Here is a 24657-nt window from a genome sequence, read left to right on the forward strand (position 1 = left end):
TTTTCGGTCTATTTTTATTTTAGGCGAATTGATAAATCCGAGAATTATCGTATGATTTAAAAAATTCAAAAGAATAAACGGTAGTCGACGCTTTTTATGCCTAAATACATCCGTAGCACCTTGATGGTAACCACTCTATTTTCGCTCTTGAGTGGTTGCCAAGTGGTCAGTGTGAAAAATCAATCACTGAACGTCACGATTACCAATGAGCGTGAAAGTATTTTAACGCGGGATAAGCTCAGTGAAGCGAGTCTAAACGTGCTGTCCATGACAGGTCGAGAAGCCAAAATCTGTTCAGAGCAACCTGAAGAATGTGTCAGCGAACTCAGACAAATTCCACAAATTCAAGATGAACAACTTCTCTCTACTGCCAGCGAACTGTATCTCGCTAAAGCAATTTCCTTAGAAAAATCATCTGCCTGTAAAGTGAGTATTTTAGCCAAGACCCAGTCTGAAGAAAAAAAAGCGCTACAAAAACAAAACTACCAAAGCTGCCTAGATCAACAACTCGGCATGTTAGATAAAAGTATTCGCTACAGTTATGCATACATGTTTAACACCAAACGTGGCCCCCAAGATCGTATTTTTGATAACCGACAAGTCCAACTCCGTGACTTTTATAACCAAGCTATCGCTAAACTTGTACATAGTTATGGACTACGCCATGGACCAGCAGAAGTCGGCAATCAAATCAAAGTGGGACAAAGTATTTACCGCATAAATTACGATAACTACCCACTTTTAAAAAACCGTCAAGTTGAACAACTAATGTCAACTTACAATATGAACTTTTCAGGCCTGCGCTCTATCACACGTCGCGATGGTTTTGGTTCAGAGTTTCTGATTGTCCTCCCACCTGAGCACAATGACACCTCACCAGAAAAAGCCAAATATATTGTCGATCCACTACATTATCAGTATACCAATGGTCGTAATCCCAACATTCACAATGCCCGTTATTTAGCGGCGACCATTACTGCACAGCCACGCTCTGCATCCAGTATCGATGAGATCTTAAACAACCCTGAGTTTGAAATCTCAGCTTATGATCCCTACAAGTTTGAATCTGCGAAAATTGCAGGCAAAAGTTACCCTCTTGCTGCAAACTTTTCTGCACCTTATGGCTTATGGTTGGCACAAAACAACTTAGGCAAGGCCGCGTATTTATCCCTGATTGATCGTGATGCACGCCTCACCATGCCGCACCTATACATGCTTGAGCCGTACAACCCAAATAAAAAAGTAGTGGTGCTCGTTCACGGACTAGCCAGTAGTCCAGAGGCATGGATTCGTTTGACGAATGATGTCATGGGCGATCCCGTGCTACGTGAACACTATCAAGTCTGGCAAGTGTTCTACTCGACCAATATGCCAATTTTGGAAAGTCGTTTCCAAATCTATGCAATCATTCAACAAAGTTTTAATTTGCTCGACAGCAAAGCGCCTGCCAAAAAGGATGCAGTGTTAGTTGGACATAGTATGGGCGGCATTATTGCGCGGCTTTTGGTAAGCGATGCTGACTTAACCCCTGCGGCAATGAAACTGCTACCTAATCGACGTGTGCAACAATTTAAAAATGACCCTCTGTTTAAATCGCGCCTCGACATTCAACCGATTCCAAACTTTAGTCGGGCCATTTTCTTGGCAGCGCCACATCGTGGGACAGAGTTTGCTGACCGCTGGTTTACCCTTGCGGCACGTAAAGTTATTCGTCTACCTGGTGCGTTTTTGGGGGCACTGACCGATGTTATACAAAGTAGTGACCCTGACCTACAAGCCTTCATTAAAGATGTCGATAATGGACTCATTCAAAATGGGCCAAGTGATCTCAGCAAGAACTCTAACTTCACTCGATTAACGAAAAATGTCGTTCCATACAAAGGCATGAAATTCCACAGTATCATGGGGAATGCGACCAAAAGTGATGACCTCAATATCATTACAGACGATGTCGTGCCTTATACGAGTGCCCATCTAGATGGTGCATTGTCTGAGAAGATTATTAAAGGTGGACATTCTATTCAAGAAACGCCTGAAGCCGTTCTTGAGTTACGTCGTATCCTGCGGTTGCACCTGACTGAACTCGGTCTGTATAAACCTTAAATCTTTAAAAGCCTAAACAGATGTTTAGGCTCTTTTATTTTTGCTTTACGCTAACGCATACAGCAATAATCACTTGGCTGTTTAACAACTGTTCGCTTTATAGATGATTTATTGTTTAGTCGTTTTCAATTTTGCTAAGATATTGCCATTCATACAATAGCTGTTCATAGCGCATAAATACACACGGTAAGCGGTGTCGCTCGGTCTATTTTTATATTGTGCATTTTCAAAGATTTAAGGATTTCACCTACATGAGCAATTCGGGAATCATAACTGATTTGTCCACCCTCACTCCCATGATGCAACAATATATGGGCGTCAAAATGCAACATCCGCACTCTTTGATGTTCTATCGTATGGGTGACTTCTACGAGCTATTTTTTGAAGATGCACACAAGGCCGCTAAACTTCTCGGAATTACCCTGACCCATCGTGGCAAAGTCAATGGTGAACCCATCCCTATGGCAGGTGTTCCTTACCATGCAGCTGAAGGCTACCTTGCTCGCTTGGTGAAAAAAGGCGAAACCGTCGTCATTTGCGAGCAAATTGGTGAGGTTACAGGTAAAGCCCCTGTTGAACGTGGCGTTGTCCGGATTATTACACCGGGTACGCTGACTGACGATGCCTTACTGACTGCACATCAAAGTTCAAACCTTGTTGCGCTTTGCGTACAACAAAATGAAATTGGTATTGCATTGTTAGATTTGAGTGCAGGTTTATTCAAAGTTCAGCAACAAGAGTTTCAGCTTGAGCAACTCGGTATTGAACTGTCTCGCCTCATGCCAAGTGAAATTTTGGTCGATGAAAATATTGTCGACCCCAATATCATTGAACACATTAAAAAACTGCTCGACTGCCCTGTAACACGCCGTCCCAATGTCGACTTTAATTTAAACAATGCACAAAAAACTTTATGTGATCAGTTTGCTGTATCGACTTTAGCTGGTTTCGGTATTGATCATTTGCCGCTTGCCAAAGCAGCAGCAGCATCGCTGATTCATTATGCCAAAGAAACGCAAAAGACTGCCTTGCCGCATATTCGCTCAATTCAACTAGAACAAAGCAGTGATTTCATTGCGCTTGATCCTGTGACGCGTAGAAACTTAGAGCTGGTTGAGCCTCTGTTTGAACACGGCACGTCATTATTCCAACTCATCAATGACTGTCAAACTGCAATGGGTGGACGTTTACTTAGTCGTACACTGATGCAACCGTTACGTGACACCAAGCTCTTAGACGCACGTTTAGATGCCACCAAGAGTCTTGTGGATGGCTACCACGAATCGCCAGTCCGTTTAGTATTAAAAGAGATTGGAGACATTGAACGTGTCCTCAGTCGGGTGGCTTTAGGTAGTGCCCGTCCGCGTGACTTAGTGCAACTGCGCCAAGCCTGTGCTCAAATCCCTTATTTACGTCATGCCATTCAACCCGTGATCCAAAGCAAACAGTCTGCACTCATTAGCCAATTGAATGAGGAATTGGGTGATTTCCATGGCTTACATCAACGTTTAATGTCTGCCATCGTTGAACATCCACCTGTGCTTTTACGGGATGGAAATGTAATAGCCGAAGGCTTCGATCATGAACTGGATGAACTCCGTAAAATCCGCGATCATGCAGGACAGTACTTGATCGACCTTGAAATTCAAGAACGTCAAAATACTGGAATTTCGACCTTAAAAATTGGTTATAACCGTGTCAGTGGGTATTATATTGAACTGACCCGTGCACAAGCCGAGCAAGCACCTGATCACTACATTCGTCGTCAAACCTTGAAAAATGCTGAGCGTTATATCACCCCTGAGCTAAAAACCTTTGAAGACAAAGTGCTTTCGAGTGAATCCCGTGCATTAGCTCGCGAAAAAATGCTGTTCGAAATGCTTTTAGATGAACTGCGCGCCGAGATTGGGCATTTACAAATGATGAGCAGCGCTATTGCGCAGATCGACCTCTTAGCCAACTTCGCACATCAGGCTCGCTTACGCAATTGGTCACGTCCTGAGTATAGTCCAGAAATTGGGGTTAAAATTATTGCGGGACGTCATCCAGTGGTTGAGGCTTTGAACAAAGCCTCATTTACACCGAATGACACGACACTTGATTTTAACCACCGCATGGCCATTATTACGGGTCCTAACATGGGCGGTAAATCAACCTTTATGCGTCAAACGGCTTTAATTAGCCTATTGGCCTATTGTGGCTCATATGTACCAGCCCAATCAGCAGTCTTAGGTCCTATTGATCGAATCTTTACCCGTATTGGTTCTGCGGACGACCTATCTACAGGCAAATCGACCTTTATGGTGGAAATGACTGAGACCTCGCAAATCCTACATCATGCAACCAATCAGTCGCTGGTTCTGATGGATGAAGTTGGTCGTGGCACCAGTACCTATGATGGTTTATCCTTGGCATGGGCTTGCGTACTTGACTTAACCAAACGCATTAAATGCTTATGTTTATTTGCCACACATTACTTTGAACTAACCGAGCTAGCCAAAGAAACTGCTATTGATAACTACCATGTCACCGCAAAAGAACTCAATGGCAACCTCATTTTGTTACATAAAGTCCAACATGGGCCAGCGAGCCAAAGTCACGGCTTACAGGTAGCAAAATTGGCGGGTATTCCTGCCAGTGTGATCAAAGAAGCACAAAATCGTCTGAAAATTTTAGAGAAGCAACAACTGCAAAAACCTAAAGTCGTTCAAAATGATTTGTTTGCCGCGATAGAAACACCTGAACTTGAAATCATTGAACGTGTGGTCGAAATTGAGAAGCCTTCTGCCGCACTTGAACTACTCAAGAGCATTGATGTCGATAACTTAAGTCCACGTGAAGCCTTACAGCAGCTTTATGCATTGAAAGATCAGCTACATTCATAGTAGTTTTCTATTTTTGTAAACCGTCTAGACCGTCAAAATGACGGTCTTTTTTATTGTAAAAAGCAATTTTCAGCAGAATGTTCAGTTTTTATCAAATTTAACAGCCGTGCATATAACAAATATCAATAAAAGCAATTGTTAGTTGGTGCTGTTTTTGCCTAAAATACACATTAGTTATTAGAACCATATTTTTAGGTAGCCTTCGCCATGACCTTTGTTGTCACTGAAAATTGTATTAAATGTAAATATCAAGACTGCGTAGAAGTTTGTCCAGTAGACTGTTTCTATGAAGGTCCAAACTTTCTAGTGATCAATCCTGATGAATGTATCGATTGCGCACTGTGTGAACCTGAATGTCCAGCAAATGCAATTTTCTCTGAAGATGAACTGCCAGAAGGTCAAGAAGTATTTATTGAACTAAATGCTGAGTTATCACAAACTTGGCCGAACATTACCCAGATTGGTGACCAACCTGCTGACCGTGAAGAATGGAACGGTAAAACAGATAAGTTACAATATTTAGAAAAGTAAGCCAGAAAAAGATCAGCATAAGCTGATCTTTTTTTATACCTAAAACACACATTTGATTGCAATATTTCCAATTTTTCCTCACAAATTTGGATTAAAATAATAGGCGTATTTTTTAAATATTTGATTTCTATAATGAAGAAATTTTTAAAGGGATTATTTGCGGTTAGCATAATCCCCTTGGTGATGATTGGCTGTACGACTTCATCCCACAAAGGCCAGACCATCACAACTCCTGATGGAAAACGTATTTTTATCCCACAAGAGAAAATTAGTTTTGACCGCCCTGCTCCACCTAAAATTATTCCTTATACCTACAATGCTTGGATGTCTGTCGGTGACACGCTAGCACGCGTACGTGAGTATGAAGTTTTTCTTGAACGCAATGGCGTGGGAAATATCATCCCAAGCTTTGAACTGCTCAGAACAGCACGTGACTGGCAAAAATGTGGTCGTTCACAATACATGATCCCGAACCGTGAACTTTGGAAAAACCAAATTGCGACCTTAAAAGTATTTAAATATTTAGTTGCAGCCAAAGTACTGACTGATTTTGAAGTCACTTCAGTTTATCGTGATCTACCTTTAAACCAATGTGCTGGCGGTGCAAACTCATCCCGCCACTTATTCAATTCTGCCATCGATTTTCGAATTGGGTCTGAAAACCCGCAACCCGAAGATTATGCTTATATTGAAAATACAAAATATCGTCTATGCCAATTTTGGACCCAACATGGTCAGAGCTTGAACATGGGCTTAGGTTTATATGCTTCTGGTCAGATTCACATTGATACCCAAGGATATCGCACATGGGGCCCAGACCTCAGTCGCAATTCTTCGATGTGTAGTTACTAGTTTTTAAAAATTAAAAGAGGTCAATATGACCTCTTTTTTTGAGCATTGATTTCAACAAATATGGTCGGAAAAATTGCACTCTGAAAATAAAAGTTTAAAATGCTCCACATCGCAACCAAGGTGAACATGCTATGCAACAAATGTGGACAGAGATTGATAACTATATCGATGCACATTTAATTCCTGAAGACCCCATTCTACTGCAAACTTTAGAAAATACAGAGAAGCATGGTTTTCCAGATCACTTAGCTGTTGCACCGAACCAAGGCATGCTTCTACAAATGCTGATTCAAATGAATCAATGTAAGCGTGTGCTAGAGCTTGGCACTTTTGCTGCCTATAGCACAATGTGGTTAGCGCGCGCTTTACCTGAAGACGGCTATATTTTAACGATTGAAGGGCGTGATACGCATGCCGCGATGGGCCAAGAAAATATCGACAAAGCTCAGCTTAAACAAACCGTTGAACTCAAATGTGGACGTGCAACAGATATCCTTAAATCACTGCCTGCAGACATTGAACCTTTCGACTTTATTTTTATTGATGCCGATAAACAAAGCTACACAGAGTATTTGGAATTAAGCCTGAACCTATCTCATTCAGGTACTTTGATTTTCCTCGATAACGTGATTCGTGCAGGCGATATTATCAATCCTGAAAATCATAAACCAAGTATTGAAGGGATTCGAAATATGTTCAAAGCGATGCAAAACCATCCGAAAATTTTGTCGTGCACCGCACTTCAAACGGTCGGTAGCAAAGGACATGATGGATTTGCCTTAGCTATTGTAAAATAAGCTAAAACTTAGATTAAAAAACAATCGATTAATTTAAGCTTATATAAATTATAAACTTACATTTACTGTCCATATAGTTATCCACAATTAATGCGGATAACTATGGATAAAACAGTTTCAATTTAGATAAATCACTCTAAATTAACGGGCGACCAGTAAAGGAACTTTGGCATTCCTAAAGATGGTGGTTGCAATGCTGCCCAAGAAGAACTGATGAATTTTACTGTGGCTGAATGCACCGAGTACAATCAATTGTATGCCATGCTCATTTTGGTATTCCAGAATATTCTCAGCCACGTCGCCATAACGATACTCTGTAATCACATCCAAATTCGCATCTTTCAAATACTGTTCAGGCTCTCTTAAAATTTCAGGATGGTCACCGACATAGACCAAATGGCATTGTAAGAGGCGCAGCAGATCACTTTGCGCAATCCGCTTCATCATCTTCACACACGTCGGTGAATACTCGTAGGCAAAGATAAAGCGCGTAGGTGGCTTAAAGCTATCGCCTACCGTCATGACGGTACAGTTTGCGCCACGGATAAAGTTCTCAACATTACTGCCCAACGGTTTATTGCGTTCAGCCGATTTCTCACCCACACGACCAATCACCACAATGTCATCTTCATGCAATAAGTTAAAACTTTGCTCTAGAAAGTCACCCTTTTCTTGAATATGCGTTGTATGTAGGCCATGCGTTTCGAGAATGAGTTTCGAAATATGATCGAGTAAATTATTGCTATAACTGAGCGCAAGTTCACTTTGTTTTTGCTCTAATTCAGCCAGCTCTTTGAGCAACATTGCATTGCTTTCAAATCCAATTACCCCGCTAATTTCACCTAAGTGATAACTTGCAGGATAATAATCCAAAACTTGTAAAAGGACCAATTCCCGCCCCGTCTGTTTTGCAATCCATGCCGCAGCTTCTGCTAGGGCATTGATACAAGGGGAAGAATCAATACATGCAATGACTCGTTTCATTATCGCCTCTCATTACACCGCATTTGGTATAAGGTCTCATTGTTGTTCTAAACTTAGCATATCTTTTTTTTTGATGGCAGGTTTTTATGTAATTAAGTATTGATAAATGTTCAATATTCTTTGATATCTTAATCACGTAAACGAATAAACTGAGCAGGATTGCCAGCAACAATCGATTGCTTGGCGATATCTTTGGTTACCATACTATTCATCCCCACCACAGCATGTGCACCAATTTTCACCCCATCTTTCACACCCACATGTGCACCCAACCAAACATCCCGACCAATTTCTATCCCTTGTGAACGCACAGGTTGTTGATAAATCGGATCGCTAAGTGCCATACCATGATCAAAGGCATATAAGTGACAATAAGCCGCAATACGCACTTGATCATGTAACTTAATCCCCACACGACCACCATCTAAAATACAATGGTGGTTGATCGCGACTTCGTTGCCAATCTCTAAAGGCCCATGCAAAGTACAATCGGCAGCAATAAACGTGTTGTCGCCAATGACAATTTTGCGACCAGGCTCTGCAAAAATGTGTGCCAATGGAGAAATAAAACAGTTTTGACCAATTTCAACGGTTTCCATTTCCATTAGATAAGCTTGGTATTCTTGCTGCCATACTTCAGCCCACACACGGTTTTTAGGCTTGAGCGACCAATACAACCAGGGCATATAGTTTAAGCGGTGCTTATGCTGCTCACGATATTTTAATAAGGGATCAGTCATGATGGTCATCCACAATTTTTAACGCTTCACGTCCACGGGTCACATCTTGTATTTTAAGTGCGAGCGCTTCAATCTGATGCACTTGTAATAATGCCTCCACAAGCACGCCATCCGCAGTATATTGCTCATTAAATTCAATCTGCTGGCAATTCAGCTCGTACTGGAAAATTGCCCATTCATTAAATTGGCAGGCGAAATGCACTTTTTTCTTCTCAATGAGTTCTATTTTTTCAGCCAACAGTAAACACTGTCCTGCAGTTCCACCATAAGCACGTACCAGCCCGCCTGTGCCTAGCTTGACACCACCATACCAACGATTGACCAAAACCAAAACATTGGTCAGTTCATTGCCTTCAATGGTCGCTAAAATAGGACGACCTGCAGTACCTGAGGGTTCACCGTCATCATTAAAACGAACATTATGACCAATTTTCCATGCCCAACACTGATGCGTGGTACTGATATCTTTATATTGCTCTAGAAAATCTTTAACGGCTTGTTCATTTTCAACAGGCACAGCAAAAGCTTGAAAACGACTTTTTTTAATGTCTTCTTCATAGCTCACTAAACTAGAGATGGTAAATGGCATAGCGTAATTTTTAAAAATTTCACAAAAAATTATAACGTATTTTCAATCAACTATCGTATGAAAATGGCTTTTCGCTTTAAGCCCACACAAAATAAAGAGATATGCATCCTATGTAGCATGCTAAAAAAAGCGATTTCAAAAGGATGGCAGAGCACACAGTTTGAGTATAAGGGGATGCCCTGTTATTAATTCAATGCAAAGCGATGGATTAAACATATGGGAGGGAAATCTGCGCCAACTCTTTTCATTGGCGCAGAATAATCTTATACAGTGAAGTCATCACCAAGGTAAACTTGACGCACGGTTTCATTGGCTAAGATTTCATCTGGAGAACCTTCAGCAATCACCGCACCCTCACTCACGATATAAGCACGTTCACAAATCGCCAAAGTCTCACGAACGTTATGATCCGTAATAAGAACGCCAATACCACGGTCTTTTAGGGTACGAATAATATCTTTAATGTCGCCCACGGAAATTGGATCAACCCCAGCAAAAGGTTCATCGAGCAACATAAATTTTGGATCGGCTGCCAGCGCACGTGCAATTTCAGCACGACGACGTTCACCACCAGACACACTCATACCCAATGAATCTTTAATATGGCTAATTTTGAAATCGGTCAGCAATTCATACAAACGCTGTTTACGTTGTTCTTTGTTTAGGTCTTTACGCGTTTCCAAAATCGACATAATATTTTCAGAAATAGTGAGTTTTCTAAAAATTGATGCTTCTTGAGGTAAGTAACCAATACCTTTACGCGCACGTTCATGCATAGCCAAATCAGACATGTCTAGGTCATCAAGATGAATTTCACCTTTGTCCATACGCACCAGTCCAACCACCATGTAGAAGCTGGTGGTTTTCCCTGCACCGTTAGGACCGAGCAAACCTACGATTTGTCCGCTTTGCATGCTAAAAGATACATCTTTCACTACCCAACGCTTACTGTAGTTTTTCGCAAGATGCTTAATACATAGGGTTTGTGGCTGATTGAGAGTTTGCTCCATTAGTCACGCGCTCCTGGGAAGGATTGAGAACCTGAAGGTGGGATCACAATCTGAACACGACCACTCGACGAACCATTGTTGTTTGGTGTGCCAATCGCTTCGATATCACCTTTGTTCATACTATAACGCAATGTATTACCACGAATACTGGCACCATCTTGTTCTAGAAGTGCACTACCCGATAAGGTAATAATGCCTGTTTCTGCATTATAAATAATCTTTTGCGCCTGACCTTTGGCAATACCTTTATTGGTACTGACTTGCTGCTGGAAACGTGCAGGCTTACCATTGGCCGTAATGGTGCTAATTTGACGGGTTTGATTTAAATTGGCAACAATCGAATCCGCTTGTAGTTTCATCGTGCCCTGTTCAATGATGACATTGCCGGTGTACGTCGTAACACCCGTTTTTTCATTAAAAGTCGCACGATCTGCAACCAACGAAATCGCTTTACTACGGTCACTTGGCAGTGCTAAAGCAAAAGTTGAAACAGCCACACCTAAACTCAGTGCAAGTGTTTGCTTGAGGAAAGTTTTCGAAATAGAAAATTTTGGATTATGGTTCATACTTCCCTCGAATATGGAAAAAGTCATATTGACCCGTATTTAAATTCGCTTTTAAGCCCTGACTAACAAATTCGGCTTGTGGTGTTGTAACAACCACTTGATGCTGAGATTCAAGTTCACGCGTCTGTGGAAACGCAGTCAGTTCTGCTGTCTCAAACTGCATCTGACCTTGATCCAACATTTTCTTTGCAACCACTTGGTTTGTCAGAACGACTTTTTCGTTGTCGTTGATGCCATTGGCTTGCTTGGCATAGAAAGTTGCATCCACTTTTCCATCTTTATACATCTCAGCATTTAAGTTCTCTAACTTAGAGGTCTTCTTTTGCATGTCCTGCTCAAGACGATCTACTTTTGCGCGGACGTATAAATTACCCTGCTCATCTGTTTGAGTCAGTTGGATCTGCTCAGCAGAATAGGTCATGCTTTGCGCACCATCGACCTCGAGCTTTTGCCCTTTTCCGCTGTAATAGTAATAACCACTACTGATAGCCGCAATGGCTACAGCAGTGATATATAAAACTTTAGTATCCATAAATGTTAACTAAACTCTCATGCATGCATACAGATTAATGCGGGACTGCGGTGTACTTTTCAAGTAAAGTTTCGTATACACCTTTGGCTTGTAAAATCATATCGCAGATTTCACGTACCGCGCCACGTCCACCCATCGCTTGAGTTACCAAATCGGCACGGCGACGTACTTCTAAATGACCATTTGGCACGGTCACTTTCATGCCTGCAATGGCAAATGCAGATAGGTCAGGCCAATCATCACCCATGTATAAACAATCTTCGGGTGAAATACCAAATTTTGCACAAGCCTCGCGCAATGCAACACCTTTGTCTTCACGGCCTTGATAAACAAGGTCCACGCCCAAATCAGACATGCGTTTTTCTACGATCTGACTTTTACGCCCTGTGATAATAATCACTTTCACACCAGCTTGCTGAACCAGTTTCATGCCTAGACCATCACGGATATCAAAAGATTTGATTTCGTCTCCCGAGTTGGTCAAAGTCACAAAACCATCACTTAAAATACCATCAACATCCAAAACTAGAGCTTCTACATAACGCGCTTGTTCTAACAAAATATAAGAAGCCATTTTTTAATTTACCCCAGCTTGAATCAGGTCATGCATACTCAAAACACCAATGACTTTATTGCTCTCATCAACAACGACAAATTGGTTAATTTTCTTTTCATTCATTCGCTCTAATGCTTCAACAGCACGTGCTTCCGGTGAAATCGTCAGCGGGCTCTTAATCATCACATCAGACACCGCCAAGTTCACATCAAAACCTTGCTGTTTATCAATCAAACGGCGTAAGTCACCATCGGTAAAAATCCCCAATAGATGATCATTGTCATCCACAATTGTGGTTAAACCTAGGCGTTTGTTAGAGATTTCGTACAGAACTTTGTTCATTGCTGTATCTGGAGACACTTTCGGTAGTTCGTCTCCAGTGTGCATTAAATGCTTCACATGTAATAACAAGCGTTTACCCAAAGCACCCGCAGGATGCGAGCGTGCAAAGTCATCTGAAGTAAACCCGCGTGCATCTAACAGTGCAACAGCCAATGCATCACCCAAAGCTAAAGTCGCCGTTGTACTCGATGTTGGTGCTAGACCTAATGGACACGCTTCTTGGATATTGCCTAACGTTAGCGCCACATCAGCATTCTGTGGCATCGGCCCACGGTCATCCCCACTGATGGTAATTAAAGGCACACCCAAATATTTGATCAAAGGCATCAGCATCATGATTTCATCACTCTTACCTGAGTTTGAAATCGCAATCAGCACATCACCTGCAACCAACATCCCCAAATCACCATGCCCCGCTTCACCTGGATGCATAAAGAATGATGGTGTACCTGTAGAGGCAAAGGTGGCTGCCATTTTTCGGCCAATATGCCCTGATTTCCCCATGCCAGTAATGACTAAGCGACCTTTGCACTTTAAGATAATTTCACAAGCACGGCTAAAACGATCATCGATTTGCTGAGCAAGTACCGAGAGTGCCTGACGCTCTATCTCTAGTGTTTCTAAAGCAACTTTTTGGAAATCAATGGGATTTGACATATTTTCAGAATTCAACGTTGTTTTACCTGAACCGTGTGACGAAATGAAACGTCAGCACATAAAAAAATAATTTTCACAATTTTATCATATCTCTGTAGGCAACTAGCGCGGAAATCTTTGGATTTTCACAACATATCTACAAATGTGTTTTGCCTATGCTGGAAGACCTTTGTTTCAGATGCATATAGCTCGTTGCCTTTTTATTATTTTTTCTTTCGACCACGTATGACTGCACAGCTTTCATGCTGAGAGGCTCTTATTTATTTCGTAACTTAAGTTAAATAAAAAGTAGCCATCACAAAACTAAAGAGTGTCGCTAATTCAATTATTTCAATACTGGCACCAATGGTATCTCCCGTCACACCGCCAATACGCTGTATAAATTTATACCGCAAATACCACAATACCAGATAAAAAGTGGCAATCACTACAACACCAACCCATGCCCAATACAAAGCCACTAAAGGCATCAACAGTAAAATTGCCACTGCCATCGGTCGTACTAAATATTGACTCAACTGGCTGCCGAGTCCTTTAGCGCGCACATAGTGTGTACTTAAAAAGAAAAATAGCGGTACGAGACGCCCTAACATAGGAAAGAGGATCAGCGCTGTATACAGCTGTTTTTGTAATAACACATACAATGCCGACCATTTTAATATACAGACAATGACAAGACTAAGTACACCCATAGGCCCGCAACTCGGATCTTTCATGATCTCAAGTGTGCGTGCTTTATCGCCAAAACCACCGACCCAAGCATCTGCGGTATCAGCCAAACCATCCAGATGCAAACCACCTGTCAGCCAAATCCATAACACCAGAATCCCACTGCTTAACAGCACAAGTGGCAAAGCATGCAATAACAGGGCGATCCCATATAGAATGCCTCCCATAAGCAAACCCACTACAGGATAAAACAACAATGCCTGCGCATTTTGCTGAGGCGTTGGCATTGCGCTTAAGCGAACTGGAAACGTCGTTAAAAACTGTAATGCAATCCAAAACGGTGTCATTACACATCCTCATTTTGAATAAACTGAAGTTGCCCTTGATCGAATACAAAACGGTTCAACTGTCCCAACTCTGCTGACATTTTTAAAAGATCGTTATCATGCTGTTTCAGCGCTTGGCACTTTAAGAGTTTGATTACGCCACCATGGGAAATAATCAATGCGCGTGTCCAGCCCTGCGCATACATTTGCTGGGTCAAGATCTGTATAGATTCGACAACGCGGCTTTTAAATGTCATTAAACTTTCCGCCTGAGGCGGGGTAAAGCTTAACGGTGTTTGCCAAAATTGAGCCAATTTATCTGGGTAGAGTTGATAGAGTCGCTCAGTCGACTGAGCCTCCCATTCCCCAAAATCCATTTCTTGCAAATTCGGTTCTATAAACAAAGGAAGCTGTTTTTGCCCCGCCCATTGCTCTGCAAACAAACGGCAGCGCTGTAATGGTGAGCTATAAATGACATCCCACACCTGCCTAAGCTGCTCAGCCTGTGTGATGGTAGATCGCATTTGCGTCCAACCCTTCGCAGTCAAAGCATCATCCGTTCTACCCCGTAGAGTATGGCTTAAGCTGGTTTCGCCGTGGCGTAGGAAGTCTAAATACAACATCCTTAAACTTTCTCACCAATCACGGCCGCTTCAGCAAATGTTGCCATCTCATTGTGTAAGCGACAGGCTAACTTGATCAACCCCAGTGCAGCCCCTGCGCCACTGCCTTCACCCAAACGTAGGTTCAGCTTCAATAAAGGCATCGCTTTAAGTTCTTCTAGCAAACGTACATGACCATATTCAGCCGACTGATGCCCAAAAAGCATCCAAGCGCGAACGTCTGGATTTAAACATACTGCGAGCAATGCCGAAACAGTACTGATAAACCCATCCACCACCATCGGCAGTCCCAATTGTGCACAGCGAATATACGCGGCTGTCATGGCTGCAATTTCAAGCCCACCCACTGCACATAAGGCTTTAAACGGATCATTCCCAACATATTGCGCATGCAGTGAAAGTGCTTGATCAATCACCTGTTTTTTATGTATCAATTGTTCAGTACGGATACCTGTTCCAACACCCGTGAGCTTTTCAGCGGGTTCAGCCAATAAAAAACAAGCCACGGCTGAGGCTGAACAGGTATTTCCAATTCCCATTTCACCCGCGACATAGATATCCGCCCCATAAGCGATGGCATCTTCCACACTTTTTTGACCCAAAGCAAAAGCATCTTCACACTCAGCCTCAGTCATAGCCAGAGTTTGAGCAAAGTTAGCCGTACCCGCGCGGATGCAGTGGCGTTCAACTCCGACATATTCATACGCTTCACCGACTGAACCACAGTCGATGACTTGTAACTTGGCTTGATACTCTTTGGCAATCACACTAATACACGCCCCGCCAGTTGCGAAGTTCTGCAACATTTGACGCGTCACCGCTTGTGGATAGGCAGAAATATTTTCTTCCATCACCCCATGATCACCTGCAAAAATCGTAATCCATGGGCGGTCAATCTTAGGTTTTACAGTGTTTTGCAAACTGGCTAAGGTTACTGCAACCGATTCAAGCTCCGACAACGAGCCCGTCGGTTTGGTCAACTGTGACTGGCGTACTAGGGCTTGAGCCAATACTGACTCACTCGGACTTTGACATGCTTCTAACCACCAACTCACACTTGTTCTCCTTTTAAAATCATTGGAAATCCTGCTACGCAGAACACCACTTTATGAGCGATTTGACCTAACTGCTGATGCAATCGCCCTGTTTCATCGACAAAGCGACGGCTGATTTGTCCCATTGGAACCACACCTAAGCCTGTTTCATTACTCACTAAAATCAGCTCGGACTGTAAATTTCCGACAACATCTAACAACTTCTGGCATTCTTGAACTTGCAAATCTGGGTCAGCATGCATCAGTAAATTACTCATCCATAAAGTCAGACAATCGACCAAAATGGTTTGGTTTGGGCAATCTAATTTGAGCAACTGCGCTGCAAGATAAATAGGTTCTTCACACAGCCCCCAATCTTCAGGTCGTTGTTGCTGATGGTGTTGAATACGCACTTGCATCTCCCCATCCAAGGCTTGTGCAGTTGCCACATAAACCACAGGCTGCGCCAACTGTTGTGCAATCTGCTCCGCCAAGCGACTTTTCCCCGAACGTGCACCACCTAAAATCAGTTGCATTGCGCATTCCCCCAACTCAATCTGTGTATGTGAAAACAATGACCCTTGTAAGACATGGGACTGATAAAAACCAAACGTGAGCTTTGAGACATTTAAGCTATAGCTAATATCTTCAATTTCAGCCATCCGTGCCAATACATGATCACTACACAATGCTTCACGGTATAGACCTAATGTAATATGTGGACAATAACTCAATGCCGCGACTTCCTGCGAGGTTTGCAGCAATGTTTTTCTAATTTGATCCAACACGCCTGCGGTATCATCTACTTTTAAAAATAAGGCACTTTCAAAACTATTTAATTCACCCATCTGTAACTGAAAAGATTCTAGCTTTAAATTTTTAAGGCGTTCAAGCTGCTGATTCAGTTGCACTCGACTAAAGTCATCCGACTGTGTTGCCTGCTCTACCCAAAAACCTGCAACAAATAAAGTGATATGAAACTGCCGTTGATTTGGTTGATAAAGTAAATCTGAGAACTGCTCACGAAGCTTTGTTAAATAGCTGATCAAAACGGGATCATCCACTTCAATATACCAAAGTGCATAGCGTTCTCGTCCCAAATGCCATTCAGGATAGTCTGGAGCTTCGGTCGGTACTACAGTGCTATGGGGTTGAAGAAACACAATTTTATTCACAAATTAGGATGAATAATTTAAGCATATTTTTGTCAAAATTATGGGCTGAAACGCCGAGATAATTTCACATTTAAATGAATTATTTTCAATACACTCAAATTACAGACATAAAAAAACCCCAAGTTGAACTTGAGGTTTTTTAAATTTTGGAGCGGGAAACGAGACTCGAACTCGCGACCCCAACCTTGGCAAGGTTGTGCTCTACCAACTGAGCTATTCCCGCAATATGGATGTGCATTATAGAGAGTTTCATCAAACTGTCAACACTCTATAATGCAATTGCTGAATTAATCAGCGCGGCGCCAGATTGTCCCTTGGCGAGTGTCTTCCAAAACGACACCCTGATCTAACAAGGACTGACGAATTTCATCCGCTTTGGCAAATTCTTTGGCTTTTTTCGCATCTTGACGTTGTTGAATCAAATCTTCAATTTGCTCTTGAGACAAAGCCAACGCCTCTTGCCCAATATCAGACTTCAGGAATTCTTCAACATTGTGCTGAACCAAACCTAAAATATTGGTTAAATGACGTAAGGTTGCATAGTAAATCGCCGCTTGTTCCGCTTGTTGCTCTTTCACGGCACGGTTCAATTCTTTGTTGACTTCAAACAATACCGCAATGGCTTCAGCGGTATTGAAGTCATCACGCATGGCACTGTTGAAACGCTCAAGCAATGTTTCATCTAAGGTATCGACTTGCGTATCACCATAGGCTTGTTGATAAGCTTTGAATGAATGATAGAAACGTGACAGTGCTGTTTTTGCTTCTTTTAAGGCAACATCAGAGAAGTTCACAGGGCTACGATAGTGTGATGACACAATGAAGTAGCGAATCACTTCAGGATGGAACTTATCCATCACATCACGAATGGTAAAGAAATTGCCCAATGACTTCGACATTTTCTCGCCATCAACGTTGATGAAACCGACATGCATCCAGTAGTTGACATACTGCTCGCCAGTTGAAGCCTCAGACTGTGCAATTTCATTTTCATGGTGCGGGAACATGAGGTCTGAACCACCACCATGAATGTCAAAATGATTACCTAGGCAGCAAGTCGACATCGCAGAACATTCAATATGCCAGCCCGGACGACCTTTGCCCCACGGCGAAGCCCATGCAGGTTCATTTTCTTTGGCATGTTTCCAAAGTACAAAGTCAAAAGGATGTTTTTTCTCAACTTCAACATCGACACGTTCAGATGCACCCGCTTGCATATCTTCCAATTTACGCCCTGAAAGACGACCATATTTGGCGAATTTTTCCACTTGGAAATACACATCACCATTGGCAGATGGATAAGCAGTGCCCTTTTCAACCAAGTTGCCAATCATGCTTTGCATTTGATCAATATAATCTGTTGCACGCGGTGCTTCGTCTGGATGTAAACAGCCTAGGTTTTCAGCATCTTCATTCATCGCTTGAATAAAGCGGTCTGTCAGCTGCGTAATCGACTCTCCATTTTCATTGGCACGTTTAATGATTTTGTCGTCAATGTCGGTAATGTTACGTACATATTTAACGCTCCAACCTTGGCTACGCAGGAAGCGAATAATATAGTCAAATGCAACCATCACGCGCGCATGTCCAATATGACAGTAGTCATATACCGTCATACCGCAAACATACATATCAATATGCCCCTCAACACGAGGTACGAATTCTACTTTTTTGCGTTGCTCTGAGTTATATAGAACAAATGGTTGCATAGCGATTCAAAAGACTTCAAATATAAGAATGGATCATCTTAACCTAAGCATTATTTTTCATAAAGTTTTCAGAAGATTTTTCTTTCAATTATCTCGCCACTTTTCATTCATACTCAACTGTTACTAAATTTCCATTATCCAAATCTTAAACGGATTATTGGTAAATATTGGCATTGCATGATGCATTTGCTAGGGAGGAACATGTGCATGCTCACAATGCTCATGGCTATGAAGTTTTGGCGCTTCATGATCTGTTCGAATACAGCAACCCTCGACATACTGACTGGTACCGTCCATATAAAATTCCTCTTTCCATACAGGAACTTCATGTTTTACCCGTTCTACCGCTTCCTCACAGGCTTGAAAGGCTTCACGGCGGTGCGCAGCGTAAGCCATTGCAATAATCGCAGTATCACCAATATCTAAAGCACCAATGCGATGCACCACCCGAACGTAGGACACGCCATATTTTAATTGGATCTCTTGTTCAATTTGACGAATCATTTTTTCAGCGACAGGTGCATAAGCGGTATATTTTAACGCTTTTACAGCTTTACCTTGATGGTGATTCCGCACCGTACCAATGAATATGCCAATGCCACCACACTCAGGAAAATGTTGGATGCCATCAAAGTCATTTTGGGTAAAAGTCACTGTTTGAATCCGCGGAAATAGTTTTAAGTCCATCTCAACCTCCTGCCACAGGGGACAACAACACCAAAGTACAATCTCGACTTAAAATGGTCTGCCTTGGAATAATGTCTTCACCGATTGCACAGGCACAGCGCTCCAATACTGTGTGGACATCTGGGTACTGAGTAACGAGATCCTTTAAAACCACCGTAACCGATGAATCAGGCTCGCATTGCAGCATTAAATTGCGGGGTAACTGCCGTTCAATCGCACCAAAAGCTTCGATCTTCACTCTAATCACGTTGTTTAATTCCTGAGTCATCCTAACCTCCAATCATATGCATACTGATTTTTCGCACGGGCTGATGCAACTGCTGTTTTTGAATAGCATGAAAGCCTTGCTCTTTATGCCAAACATAAGTTGAAAGTTTCCCCTCTAAAACAAAGGGTTCATGCTGATTGATTTGAGCAAGTTGTTGAATGTCTGACTTTAGGTTTAAGCCTTGCTTGGCAAAAAGACAATTATAAAACTCACCTTGCGCATTCAACCGTAGTCGGTCACATTCCCCACAAAATGAGTTGCTAATGGTAGAAATAATCCCAACCTTCTCGCCATCTACCTGATAACTACGTGCTGGATTGGCACCTTGTCCTTCAAGCACTTGCACCGTAAATTGCGAGCTGAGTTGCGACAAAATCTCTTGTTCAGTGACAACATCGGCTTGCGACCAATTTTGATCGCCATCTAAAGGCATAAACTCAATAAAACGCAGTTCTACCTTTTGCTGCTTTGCCCACTGCACCAAAGGGACAATTTGATCGTCATTGATGCCTTTCATCAGCACGGTATTGATTTTGATGTTAAAACCAAGCTGTTGTGCAGCCTGAATGCCTTCCAACACTGTATGTAGTTGTTTCTTGGTGAGGTGTTGAAATTGTTCGGTATCTAAACTGTCTAGACTAATATTTAAATCATCCAGCCCTGCTTGCTTTAAAGCAGTGGCATATTGTTTTAAATAATGACCATTGGTGGTCATGGAAATACGCTTCAACCCCTGTTTTTTTAGGCTTTGTAGTTGTTCGATAAAATGTACCACACCTTGGCGCATTAACGGTTCACCACCCGTGATACGAATTTGCTCAATGCCATGCTGCACCATAAATTTGCAAAAATGGTAGAGTTCTTCAAAGCTGAGCAAGTCGTGCTTTTTCATCCATTCGGGATGTTCGGGCATGCAATAGACGCATTTAAAATTACAACGATCCGTCACCGAGATTCGTAGTTTGCGCTTTTCACGTCCAAACTGATCTTGGAATACTCTAACTGCGGATACATGGGTCATGCTGTTCATCTGTCTTGCCTATGCGTCCTTTGAGCGGTGTGGGTGCAGTTCATATTTCACGCCCTATTTTCTGAAGTATATTTTGCAATAACTGTTCCAACTTTGTGCACTTTCTAAATTTTGAGTATTTCAGTTCACCGCCGCAATGAGTGATCACTGCTGCATACATTCATAATCTAAATAAAATAACGACTCCCTCTAAATTTATTTCAAATAATTGTTTTATAATAAATTTAATATCAAAATGAATACTTATTTGGTTCTTTTATAGATTTTTATTTAAACAGTCAAATCAGCTTATGGCAACATCTTCTACTCTCGACACACACCTCCTCTCTTCAATATCTGAGGTATTTATAAAAAATTGAGTTGCCGATGCTGTTGTAACTCATCCAACGAGTTAATGCTGTGAAAAAACAGTGCATGATTTTTAAATCGTGCCACTTGTGGGTGCAAATCTGCAAAACACTGCCTTAAACTGCGCTGATTTTGCTCAAGGTGCTGAATCAATGTCGGTAAACTGCTCCGTTTTAACAAACAAAACGGATACAGTGCACGGTCATTGATTTCTACAATAACGACACCACAGTTCGGATCTTGTTGCATCGCTTGATGTAACCGTGAAAACACTTTTTTCGGAATAAAAGTGACATCACAGGGCACGAACAGCACATAGTCTGATTGCACATGTGTCCATGCACTTTTCATCCCCATCAATGGTCCTTGAAAGCCTGTTGCCTCATCTTCAAAAAAACCAATCGAAGGAATCAACCGCTCATAAATGGAGTGATCACGATGGCTGTTGACCCATACCTTGGTTGCTCGTGATTTTAGCTGCTGATGAATTTTGATGAGTTGAATTTCATCATCAAATTTTTGCAAGAGCTTATTAATGCCATTCATACGACGCGCCTGACCGCCCGCCAAAATGACAACTTCAGTTTCTGGGTAGCTCACGGGTTTGAATATTTTTCTTTTCATTCTACCTCCTCCGTTTGACACGCTTTGATCAGACCTCGAATTTCAGGTAAGCAGGAACCGCAATTTCCTCCTGCCTTTAAGCATGCAGTCACTTGTTTTTCATGGGTGATATTTTTTTCTTTAATGACATCGATAATACGATTTTTCCCAACTTTAAAGCAACTACAGACCAGTGGGCCATCGCTATTAGTCATTGACATGGCTTGCCCTGCCAATAAAGCCTTCCGATGCATCGCACTTAAGCGTTCGCGCTTAAACAGACTTGCCACCCAGTCTCGATCTGGCAATAACGCTTTAGGCGCAATATACAGACTTGCAACGAGGTGTCCATCTTGTAACACCACACTATGACTGATATGGGCGGTTTGATCTTCTACATTGAGCCATTCAAAACTTTCATCATCAAAAGGCAATAAAGCTTTGAGTTGTTCGGTCGTTTCCGTAAAACGTCGACGGTCTGCCAGCTCATAACGAATAGCTTTGGACGTTTTGATTTTGGTCCACCAAATGCTTTGTTCAATACTTTGTTGTACCAAATGTTCAAAGCCCGTTCTGACATAAAATACGCCCTGCCATTGCGTATAAAACGGATGAATCATCACAGGGGTATGTTTGAACTCAGGTTCTCCTGAAATCGCATCCACCACAGGATTCACCACTTTGCCAATCCGTGCATCTGATGCGAATTGATCACTCCAGTGAATCGGTGCAAAAATCTGTCCACGGCGGATATTGTCACTGACCGTGGCACGCAGTACGCAATTTCCCCAAGCCGATTTGATCTCTACCAGTTCCCCATCTTTCAAACCATATTTCAAGGCATCATTTGGGTGAATTTCACAATAGGGTTCTGCTTTATGTGTACTTAAATTGGCTGATAAACCTGTACGTGTCATGGTATGCCATTGATCGCGGATGCGTCCCGTATTGAGCACCAATGGATATTCACTGCTGGTTGGATTTACTGCACCAACTGCTGTTGTTGCAATAAACTTGGCTTTACCATCTGCGTGACTAAACTGACCATCTTTAAATAATTGAGCAAAAGTGTTTAGTTGGGTTTGACTGTTTTTCAAAAGGGCAAGTACAGGCCACTGCGTCGGTTCAAGTTCTTGGTAGTCATCAAATGAAAGATCCGTCAGACCTGCCAAATTGAAATAGCGGAATGTTTCAGTCGATGAACGTAAAGCAATTTCTGCATTTTGATAAGCTGAAAGCTGGGCATGTTCTTTGAAAATGTCATGACTACTTTCAAAGTCAAAACCCTGAAATCCTAATTTTTTCGCAACTTGTGAAACTGACCACCAATCCGCTTGTGCTTGGACTGGGCGTTCTAGAAAGGCACGCTGTCTGGAAATACGGCGTTCTGAATTGGTGACTGTCCCATCTTTTTCCCCCCAACCCAATGCAGGCAGTAACACATCGGCATATTGCGTGGTATCAGTATCTAGACAAATGTCTGACACCACCACAAACTCACATTTCTCTAGTGCACGTTTCACCTGATCGGCATTGGGCAAACTCACCACAGGATTGGTCGCCATAATCCAAATGGCTTTAATTTTTCTAGCTTCGACCGCTTCAAAAAGGTCGACAGCCTTTAAACCCACTTGCTTGGCAATCGTTGGACTGTGCCAAAACTGCTGTACGAGTTGCTGATGCTTGGGATTATCCAAATCCATATGGGCAGCCAACATATTGGCAAGGCCACCCACTTCACGCCCGCCCATTGCATTCGGTTGGCCCGTCATGGAAAAAGGCGCTGCGCCCAATTTCCCAATTTTGCCAGTTAACAAATGACAGTTGGTAATGCTATTGGCTTTGTCTACCCCACGTGAAGACTGATTCACACCCATTGAAAATAAGCTCATCACTTTTTCTGTTTGAGCAAATTTTTCAAAAAAGAGTGCTAATTTTTCAACAGAAATCCCCGTCCGTTCGCTCACACTCGCTATTGATGCTTCAGATGCGCTGCTTGCCAGCGCTTGCTCTAGCCCTTGAGTATGCTTTGCAATAAAATCGGTATCGGTATAATGATTGGTTGCTAAATACTGTAATAGACCATTGAACAGTGCGACATCTTGACCCGGTAAAATCGGTAAGTGTAAATCAGCCGCCTCACAAGTGGCAGTAAAACGCGGGTCAATCACGACGACAAAAAGATCTCGCTCCTCTTTGGCTTTCATGATGCGTTGGTACAATACTGGATGACACCATGCTGTATTTGAACCCACCAAAACCACCATATCGGTATGTTCAAAATCACTATAACTGGCTGGGACTAAATCTTCCCCAAAAGCGCGTTTATGCGCAGCAACGGCTGAAGACATACACAACCGTGAATTGGTGTCGATATTGGCCGTACCTAAGTAGCCTTTAACAAATTTATTGACCACATAATAGTCTTCGGTCAGCAGTTGACCTGAAACATAAAAAGCAATACTTTCAGGCCCATATTGATCGATATAATGTTGAAATTTGTTGGCGATTAAATCTGTTGCGGCATCCCATGAACTTACCTCACGTTGCGGTTTACGCCCTAACATGGGATGTAAGACGCGCGTTTCTAAACCTACCGTATCGGCTAAATTACTGCCTTTAATGCACAACTTTCCATAATTAGATGGATGTTGAGCATCACCCACCACAGAGACTTTTTGCCCTAAAGCCGTTTCTTCAACAGTTGCTGTTACCCCACATCCCACCCCACAATATGGGCAAGTGGTTTGTGTGGTTGTTATCATTTTTTCTGTGGAGCTATGCAGTTCCATTACAGGGATACTATTCATTTCTGCTTCGCTCCTATTTGCCTTTCATTTATTTTGAATCACTCACAACGGCGTCTTTTCTTTTGTGTTTAGATTTAGGATTAACCTTCGGTTCGACCTACTTTTCTTTTGGGAAAAGTAGGCAAACCATTGTCATTCACAAAACTCGTTCCATACCACTTTCATCCCAACTTATTCGCAGAAACATTGATTTTCATAAGTAGCCCTACCTCAAACAAGTTGTGAATGACG

The 24657-nt window shown here is 42.2% G+C and carries 23 protein-coding genes, 1 tRNA gene and 1 pseudogene; 5 read left to right on the forward strand and 20 right to left on the reverse strand.

The genetic code is table 11. The features are described 5' to 3' along the window. Positions 1-96: 96 nt before the first annotated feature. The 5 genes from JZ787_RS10725 to JZ787_RS10745 all read left to right on the forward strand — a co-directional run bounded on the left by JZ787_RS10725 (position 97) and on the right by JZ787_RS10745 (position 7168). Positions 97-2103 carry an alpha/beta hydrolase gene (locus tag JZ787_RS10725; protein ID WP_346312272.1) on the forward strand — a complete coding sequence of 669 codons (2007 nt, stop codon included), beginning with the start codon at positions 97-99 and terminating at the stop codon, positions 2101-2103. Between the two features lie 251 nt (positions 2104-2354). Then, entirely contained in the window at positions 2355-4988 is a 2634-nt protein-coding gene (mutS, locus tag JZ787_RS10730) for a DNA mismatch repair protein MutS (RefSeq protein ID WP_346312273.1), read from the forward strand. 207 nt (positions 4989-5195) lie between these two features. Further along, positions 5196-5519 (forward strand): ferredoxin FdxA, encoded by a 324-nt coding sequence (fdxA, locus tag JZ787_RS10735; protein ID WP_010327061.1) that lies wholly within the window; start codon positions 5196-5198, stop codon positions 5517-5519. A gap of 132 nt (positions 5520-5651) precedes the next feature. Next, positions 5652-6371, forward strand: coding sequence for a D-Ala-D-Ala carboxypeptidase family metallohydrolase (locus JZ787_RS10740; protein WP_004982106.1), 720 nt, complete (start codon positions 5652-5654; stop codon positions 6369-6371). A 131-nt stretch (positions 6372-6502) separates the two neighbouring features. Beyond that, complete coding sequence (locus JZ787_RS10745; protein ID WP_346312274.1) at positions 6503-7168, forward strand: O-methyltransferase; 666 nt, start codon at positions 6503-6505, stop codon at positions 7166-7168. Between the two features lie 141 nt (positions 7169-7309). On the opposite strand, the gene JZ787_RS10750 is transcribed toward JZ787_RS10745, so the two are convergent. The 20 genes and pseudogenes from JZ787_RS10750 to JZ787_RS10845 form a co-directional block, all read right to left on the reverse strand. Next, positions 7310-8152 carry a universal stress protein gene (locus JZ787_RS10750; protein ID WP_004696353.1) on the reverse strand — a complete coding sequence of 281 codons (843 nt, stop codon included), beginning with the start codon at positions 8150-8152 and terminating at the stop codon, positions 7310-7312. A 128-nt stretch (positions 8153-8280) separates the two neighbouring features. Then, on the reverse strand, positions 8281-8892 hold the full coding sequence (locus JZ787_RS10755) for an acyltransferase (protein ID WP_346312275.1): 612 nt from the start codon (positions 8890-8892) through the stop codon (positions 8281-8283). Beyond that, positions 8885-9481 (reverse strand): YigZ family protein, encoded by a 597-nt coding sequence (locus JZ787_RS10760; protein WP_333641828.1) that lies wholly within the window; start codon positions 9479-9481, stop codon positions 8885-8887. The genes JZ787_RS10755 and JZ787_RS10760 overlap by 8 nt, the downstream gene beginning before the upstream one ends. A gap of 263 nt (positions 9482-9744) precedes the next feature. Continuing rightward, on the reverse strand, positions 9745-10491 hold the full coding sequence (gene lptB, locus JZ787_RS10765) for an LPS export ABC transporter ATP-binding protein (RefSeq protein ID WP_346312276.1): 747 nt from the start codon (positions 10489-10491) through the stop codon (positions 9745-9747). Then, a complete protein-coding gene (gene lptA / locus JZ787_RS10770) occupies positions 10491-11057 on the reverse strand; it encodes a lipopolysaccharide transport periplasmic protein LptA (RefSeq protein WP_339400212.1) in 567 nt (188 codons plus the stop codon). The genes lptB and lptA overlap by 1 nt, the downstream gene beginning before the upstream one ends. Further along, complete coding sequence (gene lptC, locus JZ787_RS10775) at positions 11047-11589, reverse strand: LPS export ABC transporter periplasmic protein LptC (protein WP_004696345.1); 543 nt, start codon at positions 11587-11589, stop codon at positions 11047-11049. Before lptC ends, lptA begins: the two co-directional genes overlap by 11 nt. Positions 11590-11623: 34 nt before the next feature. Beyond that, a complete protein-coding gene (locus tag JZ787_RS10780) occupies positions 11624-12163 on the reverse strand; it encodes an HAD-IIIA family hydrolase (protein WP_004982122.1) in 540 nt (179 codons plus the stop codon). 3 nt (positions 12164-12166) lie between these two features. Next, positions 12167-13144: a KpsF/GutQ family sugar-phosphate isomerase gene (locus tag JZ787_RS10785; RefSeq protein ID WP_218288297.1), complete on the reverse strand. Its 978-nt coding sequence runs from the start codon at positions 13142-13144 to the stop codon at positions 12167-12169. A gap of 272 nt (positions 13145-13416) precedes the next feature. Next, entirely contained in the window at positions 13417-14160 is a 744-nt protein-coding gene (locus JZ787_RS10790; RefSeq protein ID WP_346312277.1) for an adenosylcobinamide-GDP ribazoletransferase, read from the reverse strand. Beyond that, entirely contained in the window at positions 14160-14762 is a 603-nt protein-coding gene (locus JZ787_RS10795) for a histidine phosphatase family protein (RefSeq protein ID WP_346312278.1), read from the reverse strand. The genes JZ787_RS10790 and JZ787_RS10795 overlap by 1 nt, the downstream gene beginning before the upstream one ends. A gap of 2 nt (positions 14763-14764) precedes the next feature. Further along, entirely contained in the window at positions 14765-15817 is a 1053-nt protein-coding gene (cobT, locus tag JZ787_RS10800; protein WP_346312279.1) for a nicotinate-nucleotide--dimethylbenzimidazole phosphoribosyltransferase, read from the reverse strand. Continuing rightward, positions 15814-16332, reverse strand: a complete 519-nt coding sequence (cobU, locus tag JZ787_RS10805) for a bifunctional adenosylcobinamide kinase/adenosylcobinamide-phosphate guanylyltransferase (RefSeq protein ID WP_346312351.1) — start codon at positions 16330-16332, stop codon at positions 15814-15816. The genes cobT and cobU overlap by 4 nt, the downstream gene beginning before the upstream one ends. Before the next feature lie 141 nt (positions 16333-16473). Continuing rightward, positions 16474-16971: pseudogene (locus tag JZ787_RS10810) on the reverse strand (2'-5' RNA ligase family protein); the annotation flags it as partial. Positions 16972-17118: 147 nt separating this feature from the next. After that, a tRNA-Gly gene (locus tag JZ787_RS10815) sits at positions 17119-17194 on the reverse strand. Positions 17195-17258: 64 nt separating this feature from the next. Next, positions 17259-18680, reverse strand: a complete 1422-nt coding sequence (cysS, locus tag JZ787_RS10820) for a cysteine--tRNA ligase (RefSeq protein WP_234950406.1) — start codon at positions 18678-18680, stop codon at positions 17259-17261. 189 nt (positions 18681-18869) lie between these two features. Beyond that, positions 18870-19367 carry a molybdenum cofactor biosynthesis protein MoaE gene (locus JZ787_RS10825; protein ID WP_346312280.1) on the reverse strand — a complete coding sequence of 166 codons (498 nt, stop codon included), beginning with the start codon at positions 19365-19367 and terminating at the stop codon, positions 18870-18872. Position 19368: 1 nt separating this feature from the next. Then, on the reverse strand, positions 19369-19635 hold the full coding sequence (locus JZ787_RS10830) for a MoaD/ThiS family protein (RefSeq protein WP_183172845.1): 267 nt from the start codon (positions 19633-19635) through the stop codon (positions 19369-19371). A 1-nt stretch (position 19636) separates the two neighbouring features. Next, a complete protein-coding gene (gene moaA / locus JZ787_RS10835; protein WP_346312281.1) occupies positions 19637-20665 on the reverse strand; it encodes a GTP 3',8-cyclase MoaA in 1029 nt (342 codons plus the stop codon). 345 nt (positions 20666-21010) lie between these two features. Then, positions 21011-21637 carry a molybdenum cofactor guanylyltransferase gene (locus JZ787_RS10840; protein WP_004982162.1) on the reverse strand — a complete coding sequence of 209 codons (627 nt, stop codon included), beginning with the start codon at positions 21635-21637 and terminating at the stop codon, positions 21011-21013. Continuing rightward, positions 21634-24426 (reverse strand): molybdopterin-dependent oxidoreductase, encoded by a 2793-nt coding sequence (locus JZ787_RS10845; protein ID WP_346312282.1) that lies wholly within the window; start codon positions 24424-24426, stop codon positions 21634-21636. The genes JZ787_RS10840 and JZ787_RS10845 overlap by 4 nt, the downstream gene beginning before the upstream one ends. Positions 24427-24657 lie beyond the last annotated feature (231 nt).

This window comes from Acinetobacter sp. BWR-L5 (assembly GCF_039655985.1).
GTDB classification, from domain to species: Bacteria; Pseudomonadota; Gammaproteobacteria; order Pseudomonadales; family Moraxellaceae; genus Acinetobacter; species Acinetobacter johnsonii.